We start from the raw sequence: 14,752 nt of genomic DNA on the forward strand, positions 1-14,752 counted from the left end.
GGGGAAACAAGCTGGTAAGAGGACCGGAAAGAGGCGCGGAATCCAGCCGCCGTGGCGCGACCGATACCCTGGGGTCGTGACGTTCCCGGTAGTCGGCATGGTCGGCGGGGGCCAGCTCGCGCGTATGACACACGAGGCAGGCATCCCGCTCGGCATCAGGTTCAAGCTCCTCAGTGACACCCCTCAGGATTCCGCGGCGCAGGTGGTGAGCGACGTCGTCATCGGCGACTATCGCGACCTCGACACGCTGCGTGAGTTCGCGAGGGGCTGCGACGTGATCACCTTCGATCACGAACACGTACCCACCGAGCACCTCAGAGCCCTGGAGGCGGACGGCATCCCCGTGCGCCCGGGCCCCGACGCGCTCGTGCACGCCCAGGACAAGGGTGTGATGCGCGCGCGGCTCGACGCGATCGGCGTCCCGTGCCCACGGCACCGGATCGTCAGCGATCCCGAGGACGTGGCCGCCTTCGCGGAAGAGGGCGACGGCTTCCCCGTCGTCCTCAAGACCGTCCGCGGCGGCTACGACGGCAAGGGCGTGTGGGTCGTGGACTCCGTCGAGGAGGCCGCCGACCCCTTCCGGGCCGGCGTCCCCGTCCTCGCCGAGGAGAAGGTGGACTACGTCCGCGAGCTCGCCGCCAACGTCGTACGGTCGCCGCACGGCCAGGCCGTCGCCTACCCGGTCGTCGAGTCCCAGCAGGTCAACGGCGTCTGCGACACCGTGATCGCGCCGGCGCCCGACCTCGACGAGTCCCTCGCCCTGCGCGCCGAGGAGATGGCCCTCAACATCGCCAAGGAACTGGACGTCGTCGGCCACCTCGCCGTCGAGCTGTTCCAGACCCGCGACGGCCGCATCCTCGTCAACGAACTCGCGATGCGCCCGCACAACTCGGGCCACTGGTCGATGGACGGCGCGATCACCAGCCAGTTCGCCAACCACGTCCGCGCGGTCCTGGACCTCCCGCTCGGCGACCCGCGCCCCCGCGCGAAGTGGACCGTCATGGTCAACGTCCTCGGCGGCGACTTCCCCGACATGTACTCCGCGTACCTGCACTGCATGGCCCGCGACCCCAAGCTGAAGATCCACATGTACGGCAAGGACGTGAAGCCCGGCCGCAAGGTCGGCCACGTCAACACCTACGGCGACGACCTGGACGACGTGCTCGAACGCGCACGCCACGCTGCCGGCTATCTCAGAGGAACGATCACAGAATGAGCCCTGTCGTTGGCATCGTCATGGGGTCGGACAGCGACTGGCCCGTCATGGAGGCCGCCGCCCAGGCCCTCGACGAGTTCGAGATCGAGTACGAGGTCGACGTCGTCTCCGCGCACCGCATGCCGCGCGAGATGATCGCGTACGGCGAGCAGGCGGCCGAGCGGGGCCTGAAGGCGATCATCGCCGGGGCCGGTGGCGCCGCCCACCTCCCGGGCATGCTCGCCTCCGTGACCCCGCTGCCGGTCATCGGCGTCCCGGTCCCGCTCAAGTACCTCGACGGCATGGACTCGTTGCTCTCCATCGTGCAGATGCCGGCCGGTGTCCCCGTCGCGACCGTCTCCGTCGGCGGCGCCCGCAACGCCGGTCTGCTCGCGGCCCGCATCCTCGCCGCGCACGACGAGGAACTCCTCGGCCGGATGCGGGAGTTCCAGCAGGAGCTGAACGACCAGGCCACCGAGAAGGGCAAGCGCCTCAGGTCCAAGGTCGAGGGCTCCAACGGCTTCGGCTTCGGCAAGTGACCGCCGTGGACCGGCTGGAGACGGCCCGGGAACTCCTGCGCGAGTTCCCGGTCGTCGACGGCCACAACGACCTCCCGTGGGCCCTGCGCGAACAGGTCCGCTACGACCTCGACGCCCGGGACATCGCCACGGACCAGTCGGCCCACCTGCACACCGACCTGGCCCGCCTGCGGGCCGGCGGGGTCGGCGCGCAGTACTGGTCGGTGTACGTCCGCTCGGACCTGCCCGACGCGGTGCCGGCGACCCTGGAACAGATCGACTGCGTACGGCAGTTGATCGCCCGGTACCCGCAGGCGCTGGCGCCCGCGCTGACCGCCGCTGACATGGAGGCGGCGCGCGGGGAAGGCCGTATCGCTTCCCTCATGGGGGCCGAGGGCGGCCACTCCATCGCCAACTCGCTCGCCACGCTACGCGCGTTGTACGCGCTCGGCGTGCGCTACATGACCCTCACCCACAACGACAACGTGGACTGGGCGGACTCGGCGACCGACGAACCCGGCGTCGGGGGGCTCTCGGCCTTCGGTCGTGCGGTGGTGCGGGAGATGAACCGCGAGGGCATGCTCGTGGACCTCTCGCACGTGGCGGCGACGACCATGCGGGACGCGCTCGACGCCACGCTCGCGCCGGTGATCTTCTCGCACTCCTCCGCGCGGGCCGTGTGCGACCACCCGCGCAACATCCCGGACGACGTCCTGGAGCGCCTGCCGGGCAACGGCGGCATGGCGATGGTGACCTTCGTCCCGAAGTTCGTCCTCCAGGCCGCCGTCGACTGGACGGCGGCGGCCGACGAGAACATGCGCGAGCACGGCTTCCACCACCTGGCGACCACCCCCGAGGCGATGCGGGTGCACCGCGCCTTCGAGGAGCGCAACCCGCGCCCGGTCGCCACGGTCTCCACGGTCGCCGACCACCTGGACCACATGCGTGAGGTGGCCGGCGTGGACCACATCGGCATCGGCGGCGACTACGACGGCACGGCGTTCACCCCCGACGGACTGAACGACGTCTCCGGCTACCCCAACCTCGTCGCCGAACTCCTCGACCGCGGCTGGTCCCGCCCCGACCTCGCCAAGCTCACCTGGCGGAACGCGGTACGGGTCCTGGGCGCGGCGGAGGACGTGGCCCGGGAGCTCCGGGCGACGCGGGGGCCGTCGAACGCGACCCTGGCCCAGCTCGACGGCTGACCCTCCGGAGCCCTTCGGCCTGGTGGCCGGGGTGGCGGGCGGTACCCGGACCGGGGTACCCCCGAACGCCCCGCCCACCAGGAAGCCCCCCGCGCTCCGTGCGACGGTGACCGTACGGCGATCAGGAAGATCACGACGTACGGAGCCCGTCATGGCAGATCTCCAGGACGAACTGCACCCCGCGGCCGAGGTGGCAGAGCTGCCCCAGCTCCTCGAGGCAGTGCCGGAGCTGCGCACCCCCGGCTCCGACCCGGACGCCCAGCTCCTGGAGCGGGCCCGTGCCCTCCTCGCCGCGCACCCCGTCGCCGACGGCTACAGCGGTCTGCCCTGGGCCCTGCGGCACCTGCCCTGGTACGACCTGGAGCTCGGCGAGAGCGCCGTGGACACGGACGTACCGAGGCTCAGGGAGGGCCACGTGGGCGCTCTGATGTGGTCGCTGCACCTGCCCGAGGGGCTCGACGGGGACCGTGCCGTCGGCGCCACGATGGAACAGCTCGACCTGGTGAAGACCGTCGTACGCAACCATCCCGAGGGGCTGCGCCTGGCCCGCACCGCCGGACAGGCCACCGACGCCCGCAACTGCGGGCGGGCCGCCGTCCTGCTCGGTCCCGCCGGTGCCGCCGCCCTCGGCGACTCGCTCGGCATCCTGCGCTCCCTGCACGCCCTGGGGCTGCGCGTCCTCACCCTGACCGGGGTGTCCTGGGCGAGCGCGGCGGGGCTCACCCGGTTCGGCGAGGAGGTGCTGCGCGAGATGAACCGGCTCGGGGTCCTCGCCGACCTCTCCGGCGCCTCCGAGGCCACCATCCGGCGGACCCTGGTGGTGTCCAAGGCGCCGGTGCTGTTCAGCCGCTCCGCCGTCCGCGCCCTGCGCCCGCACCCGGCCAACCTCCCCGACGACCTGCTCGCCGAGCTGGGCGCCGCCAAGGGGCTGTGCATGGTGCCGCTGACCGCCGAGCAGACCGGCCCCACGGTCCGGGACGTCGCCGACCACCTCGACCATGTGCGCGAGGTCGCCGGCGCCGAGTGCGTGGGCCTGTCCGGCACCTACGACGCCGGGACCGCCCACCCGCAGGAGCTCGGCGACGCCTCCTGTTACCCGCACCTCGTCGCCGAGCTGCTGCGCCGGGGCTGGGACGAGGCCGACCTCGCGCTGCTGACCTGGGGCAATGTCCAGCGGCTGCTGCGCAAGTCCGACTTCACCGCGCGGGCGGCGCAGCAGCGGCGCGAGCCGTCCACGGCGAAGATCGCCGACCTCGACGGCTGACCGGCGGATCCTCTACGGACGGCCGGCGGCGCTACAACGGGTCGATACGGCAGAGGCAGAAGGGGTGCCCCGCCGGGTCGGCGTACACCCGGAAGTCCTCCTTGTCCTCGGCGTGCAGCAGCCGCGCGCCCAGTTCCAGGACCTTGGCCTCGGCCGCGTCGATCTCCTCCCAGGTGGTCCCGCCGTCGAAGTCGAGGTGGAACTGCTGGGAGTTGCGGTCCGCCCGCGGCCACTCGGGCGGGGTGAGTCCCGGTGCGCTCTGGAAGGCCAGCCGGGGGCCGGCGGGGACGCGCAGGACCACCCAGTCCGGGTCGTCGTCCTCCGGGGTGCCGCCCACGATCGCGGCGTAGAAGCGGGCGAGCGCGCGGGGGTCGGGGCAGTCGATCACGACCGAACGGAAACGTGCGACAGTCACGAGAGGTCCTCCTGGTTCGACCGGTTCAGCAGGCGCAGAGGCAGAACGGGTGCCCCGCCGGGTCCGCGTACACACGGAAGGTGCGGGAACGGTCCTCGGCGTCCAGCGGCTTCGCCCCGAGCGCCAGCACCTCCTTCTCGGCCGCGTCCAGGTCCTGGACGGTCAGGTCGAGGTGGAACTGCTGCGAGGCGTCGGGGGCGGGCCACTTCGGCGGGACGAAACCGGGGGCGGCCTGGAAGGCCAGCGAGGGGCCGCCCGGGGTCTTGAGGTCCACCCACTCGCCCTCGCCCTCGATCGTTCCGCCGAGGACACCGGCGTAGAAACCGGCGAGCGCGCGGGGGTCCGGACAGTCCAGTACGACGACTCCGAGTTCGGCGACGGCCATGGCTTCCTCCTTGAAGCGCGGTTACCTGTAGGAGCGGGTAACCAGTAACGGTTACCGCATGCTCCCGCATCGGAGGTAACGTCGCAAGGGAATTCCCTAGCTAGGTAGCGTGCAGCCATGAGTGAGCGATCGCCCGCGCCCGGGGGGCTGGCCCTGGTCGAGTCCCTGGTCAACACGGTGGACCTGGAGTCGGGTGCCGACGCGCTGGACACGGCGGAGGGGCGGGCGCGGTTCGGGATCGCCGAGGCCGAGGTGGCGCAGGCGCGGGAGCTGCGGGAGTCGCTGCGGGTCGTGCTGCTGGCCCACGCCGGGCACCCGCCGCATCGCACGGTGACACCGCTGGGGGAGCTGCTGGCGGCGGCGCCCCTGCTCCTCACGGTCGCCGCGGCCGACGGCTCGGCGACGCTCACCCCGGCCGACGCCCGGCCCCTCCTCTCCCGCGTCGCCGCCGCCGTCGCCGAGTCGCTGGTCGCGGGCACGTGGACCCGCCTGAAGGCCTGTGAGGCCGTGGACTGCCACTGGGCGTACTACGACCGCAGCCCGGCGGGGCGGGGCCGCTGGTGCTCCATGCAGGTGTGCGGGGCGCGGGCGAAGATGCGGCGGTACCGGGCCAGAGGGTGAGCCCGGCCGCCAGGCCCTCAGCCCCTCAGGCGCTCAGGTTTCCTCCCTCTGCGCTCGGGACGCCCTCGACCCCACCAGCAGCAGGCACAGGACCGCCACCCCGGCCACCAGCCCGGCCAGGACCAGCAGGGGGTCCAGGGGGCGGGCCGTCGAGGCCGTCGTCTGGATCGCGGGCGGCTGTGGCGCCTGCGGTGCCGTCTGCGGTACGACCGCCCCGGACGCCGTGGGTGACGGGGGCGAGGACGGGGACGGGGACTGGGACGGCATGGTCATCGTCATCGACGGGGTCGAGCGGGCCGCGTGGGACGGGGTGCGGGCCGGGGCCGGCGCCTCCTGGCGCGGCGGCGCGTTGGTGTGCACGTGCTGTGCAGGCGGCGGTGCCGGTGCCGCCGCGCGGACCGTGATGCCCGCCGTCATGTCCGGATGGACCGTGCAGACGTAGCCGTAGGAACCCGCCGTGGTGAACGTGAAACTCCAGCTCTGGCCCTTGTTCAACATGGGGGAGTGGATCGAGAGCGGGCCGGAGGTGGTCTTCACGTCGTGCGGGGCGGTGTCGTAGTTGGTCCACGTCACCGTGGACCCGGCGGGCACGCTCAGGGACGCCGGCGAGAAGGCGTACCCCTTCATGGCCACGGAGTAGCCCGCCGCCGACGCCTGTCCGGACGGCAGCAGCAGCCACATGGTCAGGAGGGCGAGCGCCGACGCGGCCCGCAGCACCCTCCTCATGCGAACTCCGCCGCGACCAGCAGCCTGAGCCGCGTGGCCGGCAGCCGCCGGGGCAGCCGGAATCCGGTGGCCCGGCGCAGCAGCCGGTACGGCAGCCGGGCCGTGCCCACGACGAGCAGCCGGTCCTCCGCGCGGTCGACCACACGCATCCGCAGGAGGACGGGGAAAGCGGTCTCGCCGAGAGTGAGGTCGGCGGTGAGCTGGAAGCGGTCGCCGGGCAGGTCCTCGACCCGCTCGGAGGTGAGGACGGCCCGCAGCTCACGGTCGTCGAACTCGAAGCGGTACGTGGGGTGTCCGGTGTCCGCGGGCCTCTCCAGGGCTGCCGCGGCGAGCGGCACCCGCCGACGCCGTACCGGGAAAGGCCCGTACCAGGCGGTGAGTTCGGCGAGCGAGCGGCCGGGGGCCACGGTGAGGCGGCGGGGCGGAGGAACGGTGGGCAGGGTGACGGTTGTCATCCCGAACTCCTTGGAAAGCGGTTCCCGAAATGTGGCGGGGGTGTGGAGAATGGCGGTGGACGCCGTTCCGGCCGGCTGAGCCCCGGCCGGAACGGCGTCCACCCATGCGTCAGCAGCTGGTGGTGAGGAAGTCCGTCGTCGGCGTGAGCAGGTGCTCGGCCCAGACGGTGTGCATCTTCACGTAGGCGTCGGGGTTCAGCAGGTCGGTGACCTGCTGTCCGAGCGACTCCTCCAGGTGCGCGGAGTTGATGTGGGCCAGCAGCACGCTGAGCGTGCTGTCGAGCACCGTGCCGCCGTCGGCGACGGCCGGCTTGAGGATGCTCTCGATCCACACCGTGTGCATCTTGATGTACGAGTCGAGCGCCAGTGCGTCCTGGACCTGCTGGCCGGGCGACTCCTCCAGGTGCGCCGAGTAGAGGTGCCGGAGGATCGGCAGGAGCTCGTTGCGGACGCTGGTGCACTGCTCACCCGAACCCGAACCGGAGCCGCCCCCGCTGGTGGGCGTGGCCGTCGGAGGGGCCGTCGGCATCGGCATGCCGGTCGGTGTCGACGTGGGAGCGGCTGTCGGCGTGCCCGTGGGACCCGTCGTCGGGGTGGACGTGGGCGCCGTCGGGGTCGGCGTCGGCGCGGGCGTCGTACCGCCACCGCCGGACGCCGCCACCACCTTCACGGACGACACCATGTCCGGGTGCACCGCGCAGTAGTACTCGTACGTCCCCACCTTGGTGAAGGTGTACGACCACGAGTCGCCCTTCTGGAGCGTCCCCGAGTCGAAGGCCACCGGGGCCTTGGTCGTGGTCACCGTGTGCGGGGCGCTGTCGTGGTTGGTCCACCGCACGGTCTGGCCGACCTCGACGACGAGCTGCTTGCCGTCGCCGAACTTGTAACCCGTGATGTCGACCTGGTGGTCGGGGGTGGCCGCGGCCTTCATGTCGGCGGCGTTGGCAGCGGGCGCCTGAGCCGCGCCCGCGGCCTGCTGCGAGGCCGCCGTGGAACCCGTGGCCGCGCTCAGCAGTCCGAGACTGAGCACGGCGGCGAGGGCCGCGCCGAGGCCGGCGAACAGCAGGGAGCGGTTTCCGTGCGGCGACTTGCCTCGCCGGCCACCGGTGTCGTCTTTGCTTCTCACTACAACTCCTTCTGATGTGCGGGGAGTTCAGCGGCCGGGATCGGCCGTGACCAGCAGACTCGTCACGGCGAGCACGACGAGGACCAGCCCCGTCTCCGCCGCGACCGAGTAACCGAAGGGCCGCACGGTGGCGGCGTCGCCGCGCAGCAGCACGGCGAGATCGAGACGGGTGCGCACCCACTGGCGGCTCGCGTACGCGGCGACCAGGACGCCCCCGAGGACGGCTGTCTTGACGAGCAGCAGATGCCCGTACGAGGTGTGCAGGAGGGCGTCGTACGACCCCACGACCTGCCACGCGAGCACCAGCCCGGCGCCGACGATGCCGGTGACGCTCAGCGCCGCGAGCCGCGAGTAGCCCGGCACGACCTCCGCCAGCTCCACGGCCCGCCGGCGCGGCAGCACGGCCACCGCGAGCATGGCGAGCCCGCCGATCCACAGCGCGGCCCCGAGCAGGTGCACGAAATCGGCGACCGCGCCCCAAGTGGGCTCGCTGCCCTCGGAGTTGTGGCCCGCCATACCGGTGGTGCGCAGCAGCCCGAAGGTCACCGCGAGCGCGCCCACCCGCCAGCCGGGCGAGCGCGCGGCACCCTGGAGCAGGGCGGCGAGCACCACGGCCGCGAGCACCCACATCAGCCCGCGCGCGGCGAGCACGATGCCGGGCTCGGTGGCCAGGACGTCCGCCCAGGTCGCCGGGCGCAGGGCGTCCCGCAGGCCGCCGAGGGAGGCGTACGCCCCCTGGAGTCCCACGGCCGCCACGATCGCCAGCAGCCCGACCGTCCAGGCCAGGCCCAGCAGCGCCCGGGCCCGCGGCTCGTGGGCCCCGCCCGGCCACAGCAGCGCGACGAACGCGAGCCCGCCGACGAACAGCACCAGCGCGAGATATCCGGCCCAGCGGGCGGCGACGAGGCCCTCGCGCACCGAGGGGGACGGTGCGGGAACGGCGGACGGGGCCTCGTCACCGCCGGTCACGGTGGCGGCCGCCCCCACGGTGAAGGCGATCCGCCCGGAGGAGGCGTGTCCGTCCTCTTCGTCCACGACGGACCACACGACCGCGAACTTCCCGTCCGCGGGGCTGCCGAGGGCGACCCGCACGACGTCGCCCTTCGCCGTCCGCGACACCGGCAGCCGGTCCCCGTCCATCGTCAGCACCCGTACGTCGGCCAAGTCGACGGCCTCGTCGAAGGTGAGGGTGAGGCGGTCGGGCGCCTTCGCGAGCGTGGCGCCGTCCTTGGGGGAGGAGCTCACCAACTCGGTGTGCGCGGAGGCGGGTTCGGCGGCACCGAGGAGGGCGCAGAGGAGGGCGGCGAGGAGCAGCAGGGCCCGGTGCGTGGTCCTCATGGGGTCGCCTCCGGTCGCGGGGAGGGGGAGCCGGAGAGGGCGCCGCCGAGGAGGGCGGAGACGGGGGCGAGGCCGACGCAGGGGGAGGGGGAGGGAGTGGGTGTCGGCGAGGGGGAAGCGCCGGGCCCGGAGCCGCCGAGGAGATCGAGGACGGGCTCGGTGAGACCGGCGAGCAGCGGCTGGACGAGGGTGACCTGGCCGTCCTGGCAGCTGCTCGTGGGGGAGGGGGAAGGTGTAGGGGTGGGGGCGGACGTGGGGGTGCTCGTGGGCGGTGAGCTCTCGTGCCCGGTGTGGCCGCCGCCGTGCCCTCCGCCTCCCGTGCCGGGGCCGGACCCGGTTACGACTCCCCCGGCACCGCCGTATCCGATGCCGGCACCGGCCCCGCCGCCGTATCCGATGTCCGCACCGGCCCCGCCGCCGCCGTACGGCGGCAACACCCCGGATCCCACCGGGACTTGACCGCTCCCCGGCGCGGTCGTCATCGGCGCCGTCACCGCGGGCGCCGCGGCGGGGGGAACCGCGGCCTCGGCCGCCCCGGCGCCGGCCGGGGCGCCGATGCCCGACGCGTACCCCAGCACGATCACCACCGCCCCGACGAGCGCTCCGGCGACCAGCTCGTCGCGGTGATCCCGCGGCCACTCCCCCCTGCGGAACAAGGGCATGACTCACTCCTGACATGCTCATATCAATCCGGCCGAATGGCTCGGCGAATGACGAACAGTGGAGTGGAGCGCGGATTCCGCTCGACTACGCATCGGTTAACCGATCGTTGCCTACCTCTCCTTTGCGGGGGCGTGGTCTGTGAGAACGGTCAATTCGCCGCCGTACTCGAATGCAAATCGAACTCGTCTTGAGGATTCCAGGGAAGCCTGCATATGCCGATCACAGCCTCCGCCTGCGCCGGGTGGTCCGCGAGCCATGCGCGTAGGTGATCCCGGGCGAGCCCCCGAACTCGGGACGGTCCAGCCGCACCGCCACGACCGACGTCAGTCCCCTGCCGATCCGCTCGGGGCCGTTCCGACGCGGAGCGGGCGTCTTTTCCCCGGCCCCGCCGCCGCGCGGCCCCCGCCGGGCCGGGATTCTGCCTCCTCCACCCGGAGCGTTCCGGTGCCGGCGGCTTTCCAGTACGACGGACTTCGCCACCGGGCCCGTGAGCGATCACCGGCCGGCGTCAGCGCTGGCGGACACCCCGATCGACCCGGAGGGCATGGACGTGGACGGCGATCCGGGCTACGTCTGGGCCCAGGCCCTGCACTGGGACGTACCGCGCGCGCTCGGCCACCCGGACCAGGGGATCAGCCGCGCGCAGCGGGACCGCCACATGCGCCGCGCGCCGGTGAGCCCTTGTTCTGAAGCACCGTCACCGCTGTCGCCGCCGCCGTGGCTCAGGCGGTCGGGCGTCCCATCGCCCGGTACGTCCACCCGGCCTTCCGCCACAGCACCGGGTCCAGGGCGTTGCGGCCGTCGAGGACGACCTTCGCCGCCGCGACCTCGCCGAGGGCCGCCGGGTCCAGCTCGCGGAACTCACGCCACTCCGTGAGGTGGAGGACGACGTCCGCGCCCCGGACCGCGTCCACGGCGGTGTCGGCGTAGCCGAGGGTCGGGAACAGGCGGCGGGCGTTGTCCATGCCCTTCGGGTCGTAGACCGTGACCTGGCCGCCCTGGAGGTGGATCTGCCCGGCGACGTTCAGCGCGGGCGAGTCGCGCACGTCGTCCGAGTCGGGCTTGAAGGTGGCGCCGAGCACCGCGACCCGCTTGCCGAGGAACGGCCCGCCGCCCAGTATCTGCCGGGCCAGCTCCACCATCTGGCCGCGCTGACGCATGTTGATCGAGTCGATCTCGCGCAGGAAGGTCAGCGCCTGGTCCGCGCCCAGCTCACCGGCGCGGGCCATGAAGGCGCGGATGTCCTTCGGCAGACAGCCGCCGCCGAACCCGATCCCGGCCCGCAGGAACTTCTTGCCGATCCGGTCGTCGTACCCGATCGCCTCCGCGAGCCGCGCCACATCGCCGCCGGAGGCCTCGCACATCTCCGCCATCGCGTTGATGAACGAGATCTTCGTGGCCAGGAAGGAGTTCGCGGAGGTCTTCACCAGCTCGGCGGTCGGGAAGTCGGTCACCACGAACGGCGTGCCCTCGCCGAGCGGCGTCGCGTACACCTCGCGCAGCAGCTTCTCCGCGCGCTCGCTGCGCACGCCGACCACGATCCGGTCCGGGTGCAGGGTGTCGTCCACCGCGAAGCCCTCCCGCAGGAACTCCGGGTTCCAGGCCAGCTCGGCGTCGGCGCCCGCGGGGGAGTGGTCGGCCAGGTAGCGGGCCAGCCGGTCGGCGGAGCCCACGGGCACCGTCGACTTGCCGACGACCAGGGCGGGGCGGGTCAGGTGCGGGGCGAGGGAGGCGATCGCCGAGTCGACGTACGACATGTCGCAGGCGTACTCGCCGTGCCGCTGCGGGGTGTTCACGCAGACGAAGTGCACGTCACCGAAGGCGCCCACCTCGGCGAAGTCCATGGTGAAACGGAGCCGGCCGGTGGAGCCCTCGATCCCGGCGACATGCTTGCGCAGCAGGTCCTCCAGGCCCGGCTCGTACATCGGGACCTCGCCCCGCTGGAGCATCTCGATCTTCTCGGGCACCACGTCGAGCCCCAGCACCTCGAAACCGAGCTCGGCCATGGCCGCGGCGTGCGTGGCGCCGAGGTAGCCGGTGCCGATCACGGTGATCTTGAGGGCCATGGAGACTCCAGAAAGGGGGACGGGCCAGTGCGCGCCCGAGCATAGTCGGAGGCGCTGACGGGCATTTTTCCCGCTGTCGCCAAGCTCACGTATCACTCGCGCGGGCCGGGCCCTAAAATTTGAGTTACTTAACGGTAATTAGCACAGGCATCGCAGCGTCCTTGGAGCGTGAAGACCTTGGCCGGAACGGCTGACTTCGACCTGTACCGCCCGTCCGAGGAGCACGACATGCTCCGGGACGCCATCCGCTCGCTGGCGGAGGCGAAGATCGCGCCCCACGCCGCCGCGGTCGACGAAGAGGCCCGCTTCCCCCGGGAGGCGCTGGACGCGCTGGTCGCCAACGACCTGCACGCCGTGCACGTCCCCGAGGAGTACGGCGGCGCGGGCGCCGACGCCCTGGCCACGGTCATCGTCATCGAGGAGGTCGCACGCGCCTGCGTGAGCTCCTCCCTCATCCCCGCCGTGAACAAGCTGGGCTCGCTCCCGGTGATCCTCTCCGGCTCCGAGGACCTGAAGAAGAAGTACCTGTCGCCGCTCGCCAAGGGCGAGGCGATGTTCTCCTACGCCCTCTCCGAGCCGGACGCCGGCTCCGACGCGGCCGGCATGAAGACCAAGGCGGTCCGCGACGGCGACCACTGGATCCTCAACGGCGTGAAGCGCTGGATCACCAACGCGGGCGAGTCCGAGTACTACACGGTGATGGCCGTGACGGACCCCTCCAAGCGCTCCAAGGGCATCTCGGCGTTCGTCGTCGAGAAGTCCGACGAGGGCGTCTCCTTTGGCGCCCCCGAGAAGAAGCTCGGCATCAAGGGCTCCCCGACCCGCGAGGTCTACTTCGACAACGTCCGCATCCCCGCCGACCGCATGATCGGCGAGGAGGGCACCGGCTTCGCGACCGCGATGAAGACCCTGGACCACACCCGCATCACCATCGCCGCCCAGGCCCTCGGTGTCGCCCAGGGCGCCTTCGACTACGCCAAGGGCTACGTCCAGGAGCGCAAGCAGTTCGGCAAGGCCATCGCCGACTTCCAGGGCATCCAGTTCATGCTCGCCGACATGGCCATGAAGATCTCCGCCGCCCGCGCCCTGACCTACCAGGCCGCGGCCGCCTCGGAGCGCCTCGACAAGGACCTCACCTTCCAGGGCGCGGCGGCCAAGTGCTTCGCCTCGGACGTGGCCATGGAGGTCACCACGGACGCGGTCCAGCTCCTGGGCGGTTACGGCTACACGCGGGACTACCCGGTGGAGCGGATGATGCGCGACGCGAAGATCACCCAGATCTACGAGGGCACGAACCAGGTCCAGCGGATCGTCATGGCCCGCAACCTGCCGTAGCCGCCCCGACCGGCGACGACCGGGCCCCCGGACGTGTTCCGGGGGCTTTTGTCATGGTGCGGGTGGGGTATTTCGGGGCGGATTGTTCGCGTCCGCCCGATGGCGGTCGACGGGGGAGGGGCGTAGGACGGAAGGGCACGGGGCCCGCCCCGGGCCCCCGCGTCCCCCAGGAGGAGCCATGACCCAGGCCGAGAGCATGTCCGCGATGAGCAAGGAGATGCAGGACTGCGTGGCGGCGTGCATGGAGTGCCACAGCGTCTGCGAGGAGACCATGAGCTCCTGCATGCAGAGGGGCGGCCAGGCGCAGATGCAGATCATGCGCGCGCTCATCGACTGCGCCGAGACGACCCGCATGTGCGCGGACATGATGATGCGCCGCTCGCCCATGTCGGCGGAGATGTGCGCGCTGTGCGCCAAGGCGTGCGAGATGTGCGCGGAGGCGTGTATGTCCATGCCGGACGACCCCCAGATGATGCGGTGCGCGCAGGCGTGTCGCCGCTGTACGGAGACCTGTCGCGCCATGGCGGGCATGGCGATGTGACACCGGCCGGCTGAGTGGATCGAGGGCACCCCGCGGGTGCCCTCGATCATGTGTGGGGCAGGCTGGGCCCCATGACAGCGACGAACAGGACCGAGGCCTTCGACGCCGCCGAGCGCGCGATGTGGAAGGGCCGCACCGAGGCCTACGCCGGCAGTTTCGCGCGCCTGTGCGCCTACCCCGTGGAAGCCCTGCTGGACGCGGCCGGAGTCGGTGAGGGCACCCGCGTCCTCGACGTCGGCACCGGCACCGGTACGGCGGCCGTGGCGGCGCTGGCACGGGGCGCCCGGGTGAGTGCCGTGGACGCCGACGCCGGGATGGCGGCGGCGGCACGGGCCCGCGGGGTCGACGCACGCGTCGGTGAGCTTCCCGAACTCCCCTACCGTGACGGCGAGTTCGATGCCGTGGTCGGCAACTTCGTCCTCAACCACGTCGGCCGCCCCCGCACCGCCCTAGCCGAACTCCACCGCCTCCTGCGCCCCGGCGGCCGTGTCGCCCTCACCACCTGGAGTGCGAACCGCGGCGCCGGACAGGACCTGCTGGGCCGGGCCTGCGAGGCGGGCGGGGCCGTACCGCCGCCGTACGTCCCGCGACTGGATCCCGAGGAGGACTGGCCCCGTACGGCCGAAGGGTTCGCCCAACTCCTCGACGGGGCGGGCTTCGTGGCGTCGGAGGCGGCCGAACTCGCCTGGGACCACCGGGCCGGCGTCGAGGAGTGGTGGAGCGGTGCCGCGGGCGGCGTGGCCACCATCGGGCTGGTCGTCACCTCGCAGGACCCGGAGACGGTTGCACGGATCCGGCGGGAGTACGACCGGTTGAGCGCCGAACACACGGTGGCGGAAGGGCAGTTGGCCCTTCCGCACATCGCGCTGCTCGGCTCGGGACGGCGGGCCTAGGGCCCT

The 14,752-nt window shown here is 72.3% G+C and carries 16 protein-coding genes; 8 read left to right on the plus strand and 8 right to left on the minus strand.

Features of this window, described 5'->3' with window-relative positions; translation table 11 throughout:
• Nucleotides 1-76: 76 nt before the first annotated feature.
• The 4 genes from ABZ098_RS22315 to ABZ098_RS22330 all read left to right on the plus strand — a co-directional run bounded on the left by ABZ098_RS22315 (nt 77) and on the right by ABZ098_RS22330 (nt 4,182).
• Nucleotides 77-1,216: a 5-(carboxyamino)imidazole ribonucleotide synthase gene (locus ABZ098_RS22315; RefSeq protein WP_356593674.1), complete on the plus strand. Its 1,140-nt coding sequence runs from the start codon at nt 77-79 to the stop codon at nt 1,214-1,216.
• Nucleotides 1,217-1,236: 20 nt separating this feature from the next.
• On the plus strand, nt 1,237-1,734 hold the full coding sequence (purE, locus tag ABZ098_RS22320) for a 5-(carboxyamino)imidazole ribonucleotide mutase (RefSeq protein ID WP_037900329.1): 498 nt from the start codon (nt 1,237-1,239) through the stop codon (nt 1,732-1,734).
• Nucleotides 1,731-2,918 (plus strand): dipeptidase, encoded by a 1,188-nt coding sequence (locus ABZ098_RS22325; protein ID WP_356593676.1) that lies wholly within the window; start codon nt 1,731-1,733, stop codon nt 2,916-2,918. The genes purE and ABZ098_RS22325 overlap by 4 nt, the downstream gene beginning before the upstream one ends.
• 151 nt (nt 2,919-3,069) lie before the next feature.
• A complete protein-coding gene (locus ABZ098_RS22330) occupies nt 3,070-4,182 on the plus strand; it encodes a dipeptidase (RefSeq protein WP_356593678.1) in 1,113 nt (370 codons plus the stop codon).
• A gap of 31 nt (nt 4,183-4,213) precedes the next feature.
• Here ABZ098_RS22330 and ABZ098_RS22335 read toward each other — a convergent pair whose 3' ends face one another.
• Nucleotides 4,214-4,597, minus strand: a complete 384-nt coding sequence (locus tag ABZ098_RS22335) for a VOC family protein (protein ID WP_356593680.1) — start codon at nt 4,595-4,597, stop codon at nt 4,214-4,216.
• Nucleotides 4,598-4,622: 25 nt separating this feature from the next.
• Nucleotides 4,623-4,982: a VOC family protein gene (locus tag ABZ098_RS22340; RefSeq protein WP_356593682.1), complete on the minus strand. Its 360-nt coding sequence runs from the start codon at nt 4,980-4,982 to the stop codon at nt 4,623-4,625.
• A gap of 117 nt (nt 4,983-5,099) precedes the next feature.
• Between ABZ098_RS22340 and ABZ098_RS22345 the strand changes: the two genes are divergently transcribed.
• Nucleotides 5,100-5,603, plus strand: coding sequence for a CGNR zinc finger domain-containing protein (locus tag ABZ098_RS22345; protein ID WP_356593684.1), 504 nt, complete (start codon nt 5,100-5,102; stop codon nt 5,601-5,603).
• Nucleotides 5,604-5,636: 33 nt separating this feature from the next.
• On the opposite strand, the gene ABZ098_RS22350 is transcribed toward ABZ098_RS22345, so the two are convergent.
• The 6 genes from ABZ098_RS22350 to ABZ098_RS22375 all read right to left on the minus strand — a co-directional run bounded on the left by ABZ098_RS22350 (nt 5,637) and on the right by ABZ098_RS22375 (nt 11,977).
• Nucleotides 5,637-6,329 carry a cupredoxin family copper-binding protein gene (locus tag ABZ098_RS22350; protein ID WP_356593686.1) on the minus strand — a complete coding sequence of 231 codons (693 nt, stop codon included), beginning with the start codon at nt 6,327-6,329 and terminating at the stop codon, nt 5,637-5,639.
• Complete coding sequence (locus ABZ098_RS22355; protein ID WP_356593688.1) at nt 6,326-6,784, minus strand: hypothetical protein; 459 nt, start codon at nt 6,782-6,784, stop codon at nt 6,326-6,328. The genes ABZ098_RS22350 and ABZ098_RS22355 overlap by 4 nt, the downstream gene beginning before the upstream one ends.
• Nucleotides 6,785-6,893: 109 nt before the next feature.
• A complete protein-coding gene (locus tag ABZ098_RS22360) occupies nt 6,894-7,910 on the minus strand; it encodes a cupredoxin family copper-binding protein (RefSeq protein ID WP_356593690.1) in 1,017 nt (338 codons plus the stop codon).
• Between the two features lie 27 nt (nt 7,911-7,937).
• Nucleotides 7,938-9,248 carry a copper resistance protein CopC gene (locus ABZ098_RS22365; RefSeq protein WP_356593692.1) on the minus strand — a complete coding sequence of 437 codons (1,311 nt, stop codon included), beginning with the start codon at nt 9,246-9,248 and terminating at the stop codon, nt 7,938-7,940.
• Nucleotides 9,245-9,910: a hypothetical protein gene (locus ABZ098_RS22370; RefSeq protein WP_356593694.1), complete on the minus strand. Its 666-nt coding sequence runs from the start codon at nt 9,908-9,910 to the stop codon at nt 9,245-9,247. The genes ABZ098_RS22365 and ABZ098_RS22370 overlap by 4 nt, the downstream gene beginning before the upstream one ends.
• A gap of 723 nt (nt 9,911-10,633) precedes the next feature.
• Nucleotides 10,634-11,977 carry a UDP-glucose/GDP-mannose dehydrogenase family protein gene (locus tag ABZ098_RS22375; RefSeq protein ID WP_356593696.1) on the minus strand — a complete coding sequence of 448 codons (1,344 nt, stop codon included), beginning with the start codon at nt 11,975-11,977 and terminating at the stop codon, nt 10,634-10,636.
• 168 nt (nt 11,978-12,145) lie between these two features.
• On the opposite strand from ABZ098_RS22375, the gene ABZ098_RS22380 reads away from it, so the two are divergent.
• The 3 genes from ABZ098_RS22380 (at nt 12,146) to ABZ098_RS22390 (ending at nt 14,746) form a co-directional block, all read left to right on the plus strand.
• A complete protein-coding gene (locus tag ABZ098_RS22380; protein WP_356593698.1) occupies nt 12,146-13,312 on the plus strand; it encodes an acyl-CoA dehydrogenase in 1,167 nt (388 codons plus the stop codon).
• Nucleotides 13,313-13,490: 178 nt separating this feature from the next.
• A complete protein-coding gene (locus ABZ098_RS22385) occupies nt 13,491-13,853 on the plus strand; it encodes a four-helix bundle copper-binding protein (protein ID WP_356593700.1) in 363 nt (120 codons plus the stop codon).
• Between the two features lie 71 nt (nt 13,854-13,924).
• Entirely contained in the window at nt 13,925-14,746 is an 822-nt protein-coding gene (locus ABZ098_RS22390; protein WP_356593702.1) for a class I SAM-dependent methyltransferase, read from the plus strand.
• The last annotated feature ends 6 nt before the right edge of the window (nt 14,747-14,752 follow it).

Origin of the sequence: Streptomyces sp. NPDC006335 (genome assembly GCF_040612795.1) — a bacterium.
Taxonomy (GTDB): Bacteria; Actinomycetota; Actinomycetes; order Streptomycetales; family Streptomycetaceae; genus Streptomyces.

Excerpts from the sequence above, each read along its gene's own strand:
- ABZ098_RS22340 (WP_356593682.1), bottom strand. The coding sequence starts at position 4,982 with ATGGCCGTCGCCGAACTCGGAGTCGTCGTACTGGACTGTCCGGACCCC.
- ABZ098_RS22330 (WP_356593678.1), top strand. The coding sequence starts at position 3,070 with ATGGCAGATCTCCAGGACGAACTGCACCCCGCGGCCGAGGTGGCAGAG.
- ABZ098_RS22355 (WP_356593688.1), bottom strand. The coding sequence starts at position 6,784 with ATGACAACCGTCACCCTGCCCACCGTTCCTCCGCCCCGCCGCCTCACC.
- ABZ098_RS22365 (WP_356593692.1), bottom strand. The coding sequence starts at position 9,248 with ATGAGGACCACGCACCGGGCCCTGCTGCTCCTCGCCGCCCTCCTCTGC.
- ABZ098_RS22345 (WP_356593684.1), top strand. The coding sequence starts at position 5,100 with ATGAGTGAGCGATCGCCCGCGCCCGGGGGGCTGGCCCTGGTCGAGTCC.
- ABZ098_RS22390 (WP_356593702.1), top strand. The coding sequence starts at position 13,925 with ATGACAGCGACGAACAGGACCGAGGCCTTCGACGCCGCCGAGCGCGCG.
- ABZ098_RS22385 (WP_356593700.1), top strand. The coding sequence starts at position 13,491 with ATGACCCAGGCCGAGAGCATGTCCGCGATGAGCAAGGAGATGCAGGAC.
- ABZ098_RS22350 (WP_356593686.1), bottom strand. The coding sequence starts at position 6,329 with ATGAGGAGGGTGCTGCGGGCCGCGTCGGCGCTCGCCCTCCTGACCATG.
- ABZ098_RS22375 (WP_356593696.1), bottom strand. The coding sequence starts at position 11,977 with ATGGCCCTCAAGATCACCGTGATCGGCACCGGCTACCTCGGCGCCACG.
- purE (WP_037900329.1), top strand. The coding sequence starts at position 1,237 with ATGGGGTCGGACAGCGACTGGCCCGTCATGGAGGCCGCCGCCCAGGCC.
- ABZ098_RS22370 (WP_356593694.1), bottom strand. The coding sequence starts at position 9,910 with ATGCCCTTGTTCCGCAGGGGGGAGTGGCCGCGGGATCACCGCGACGAG.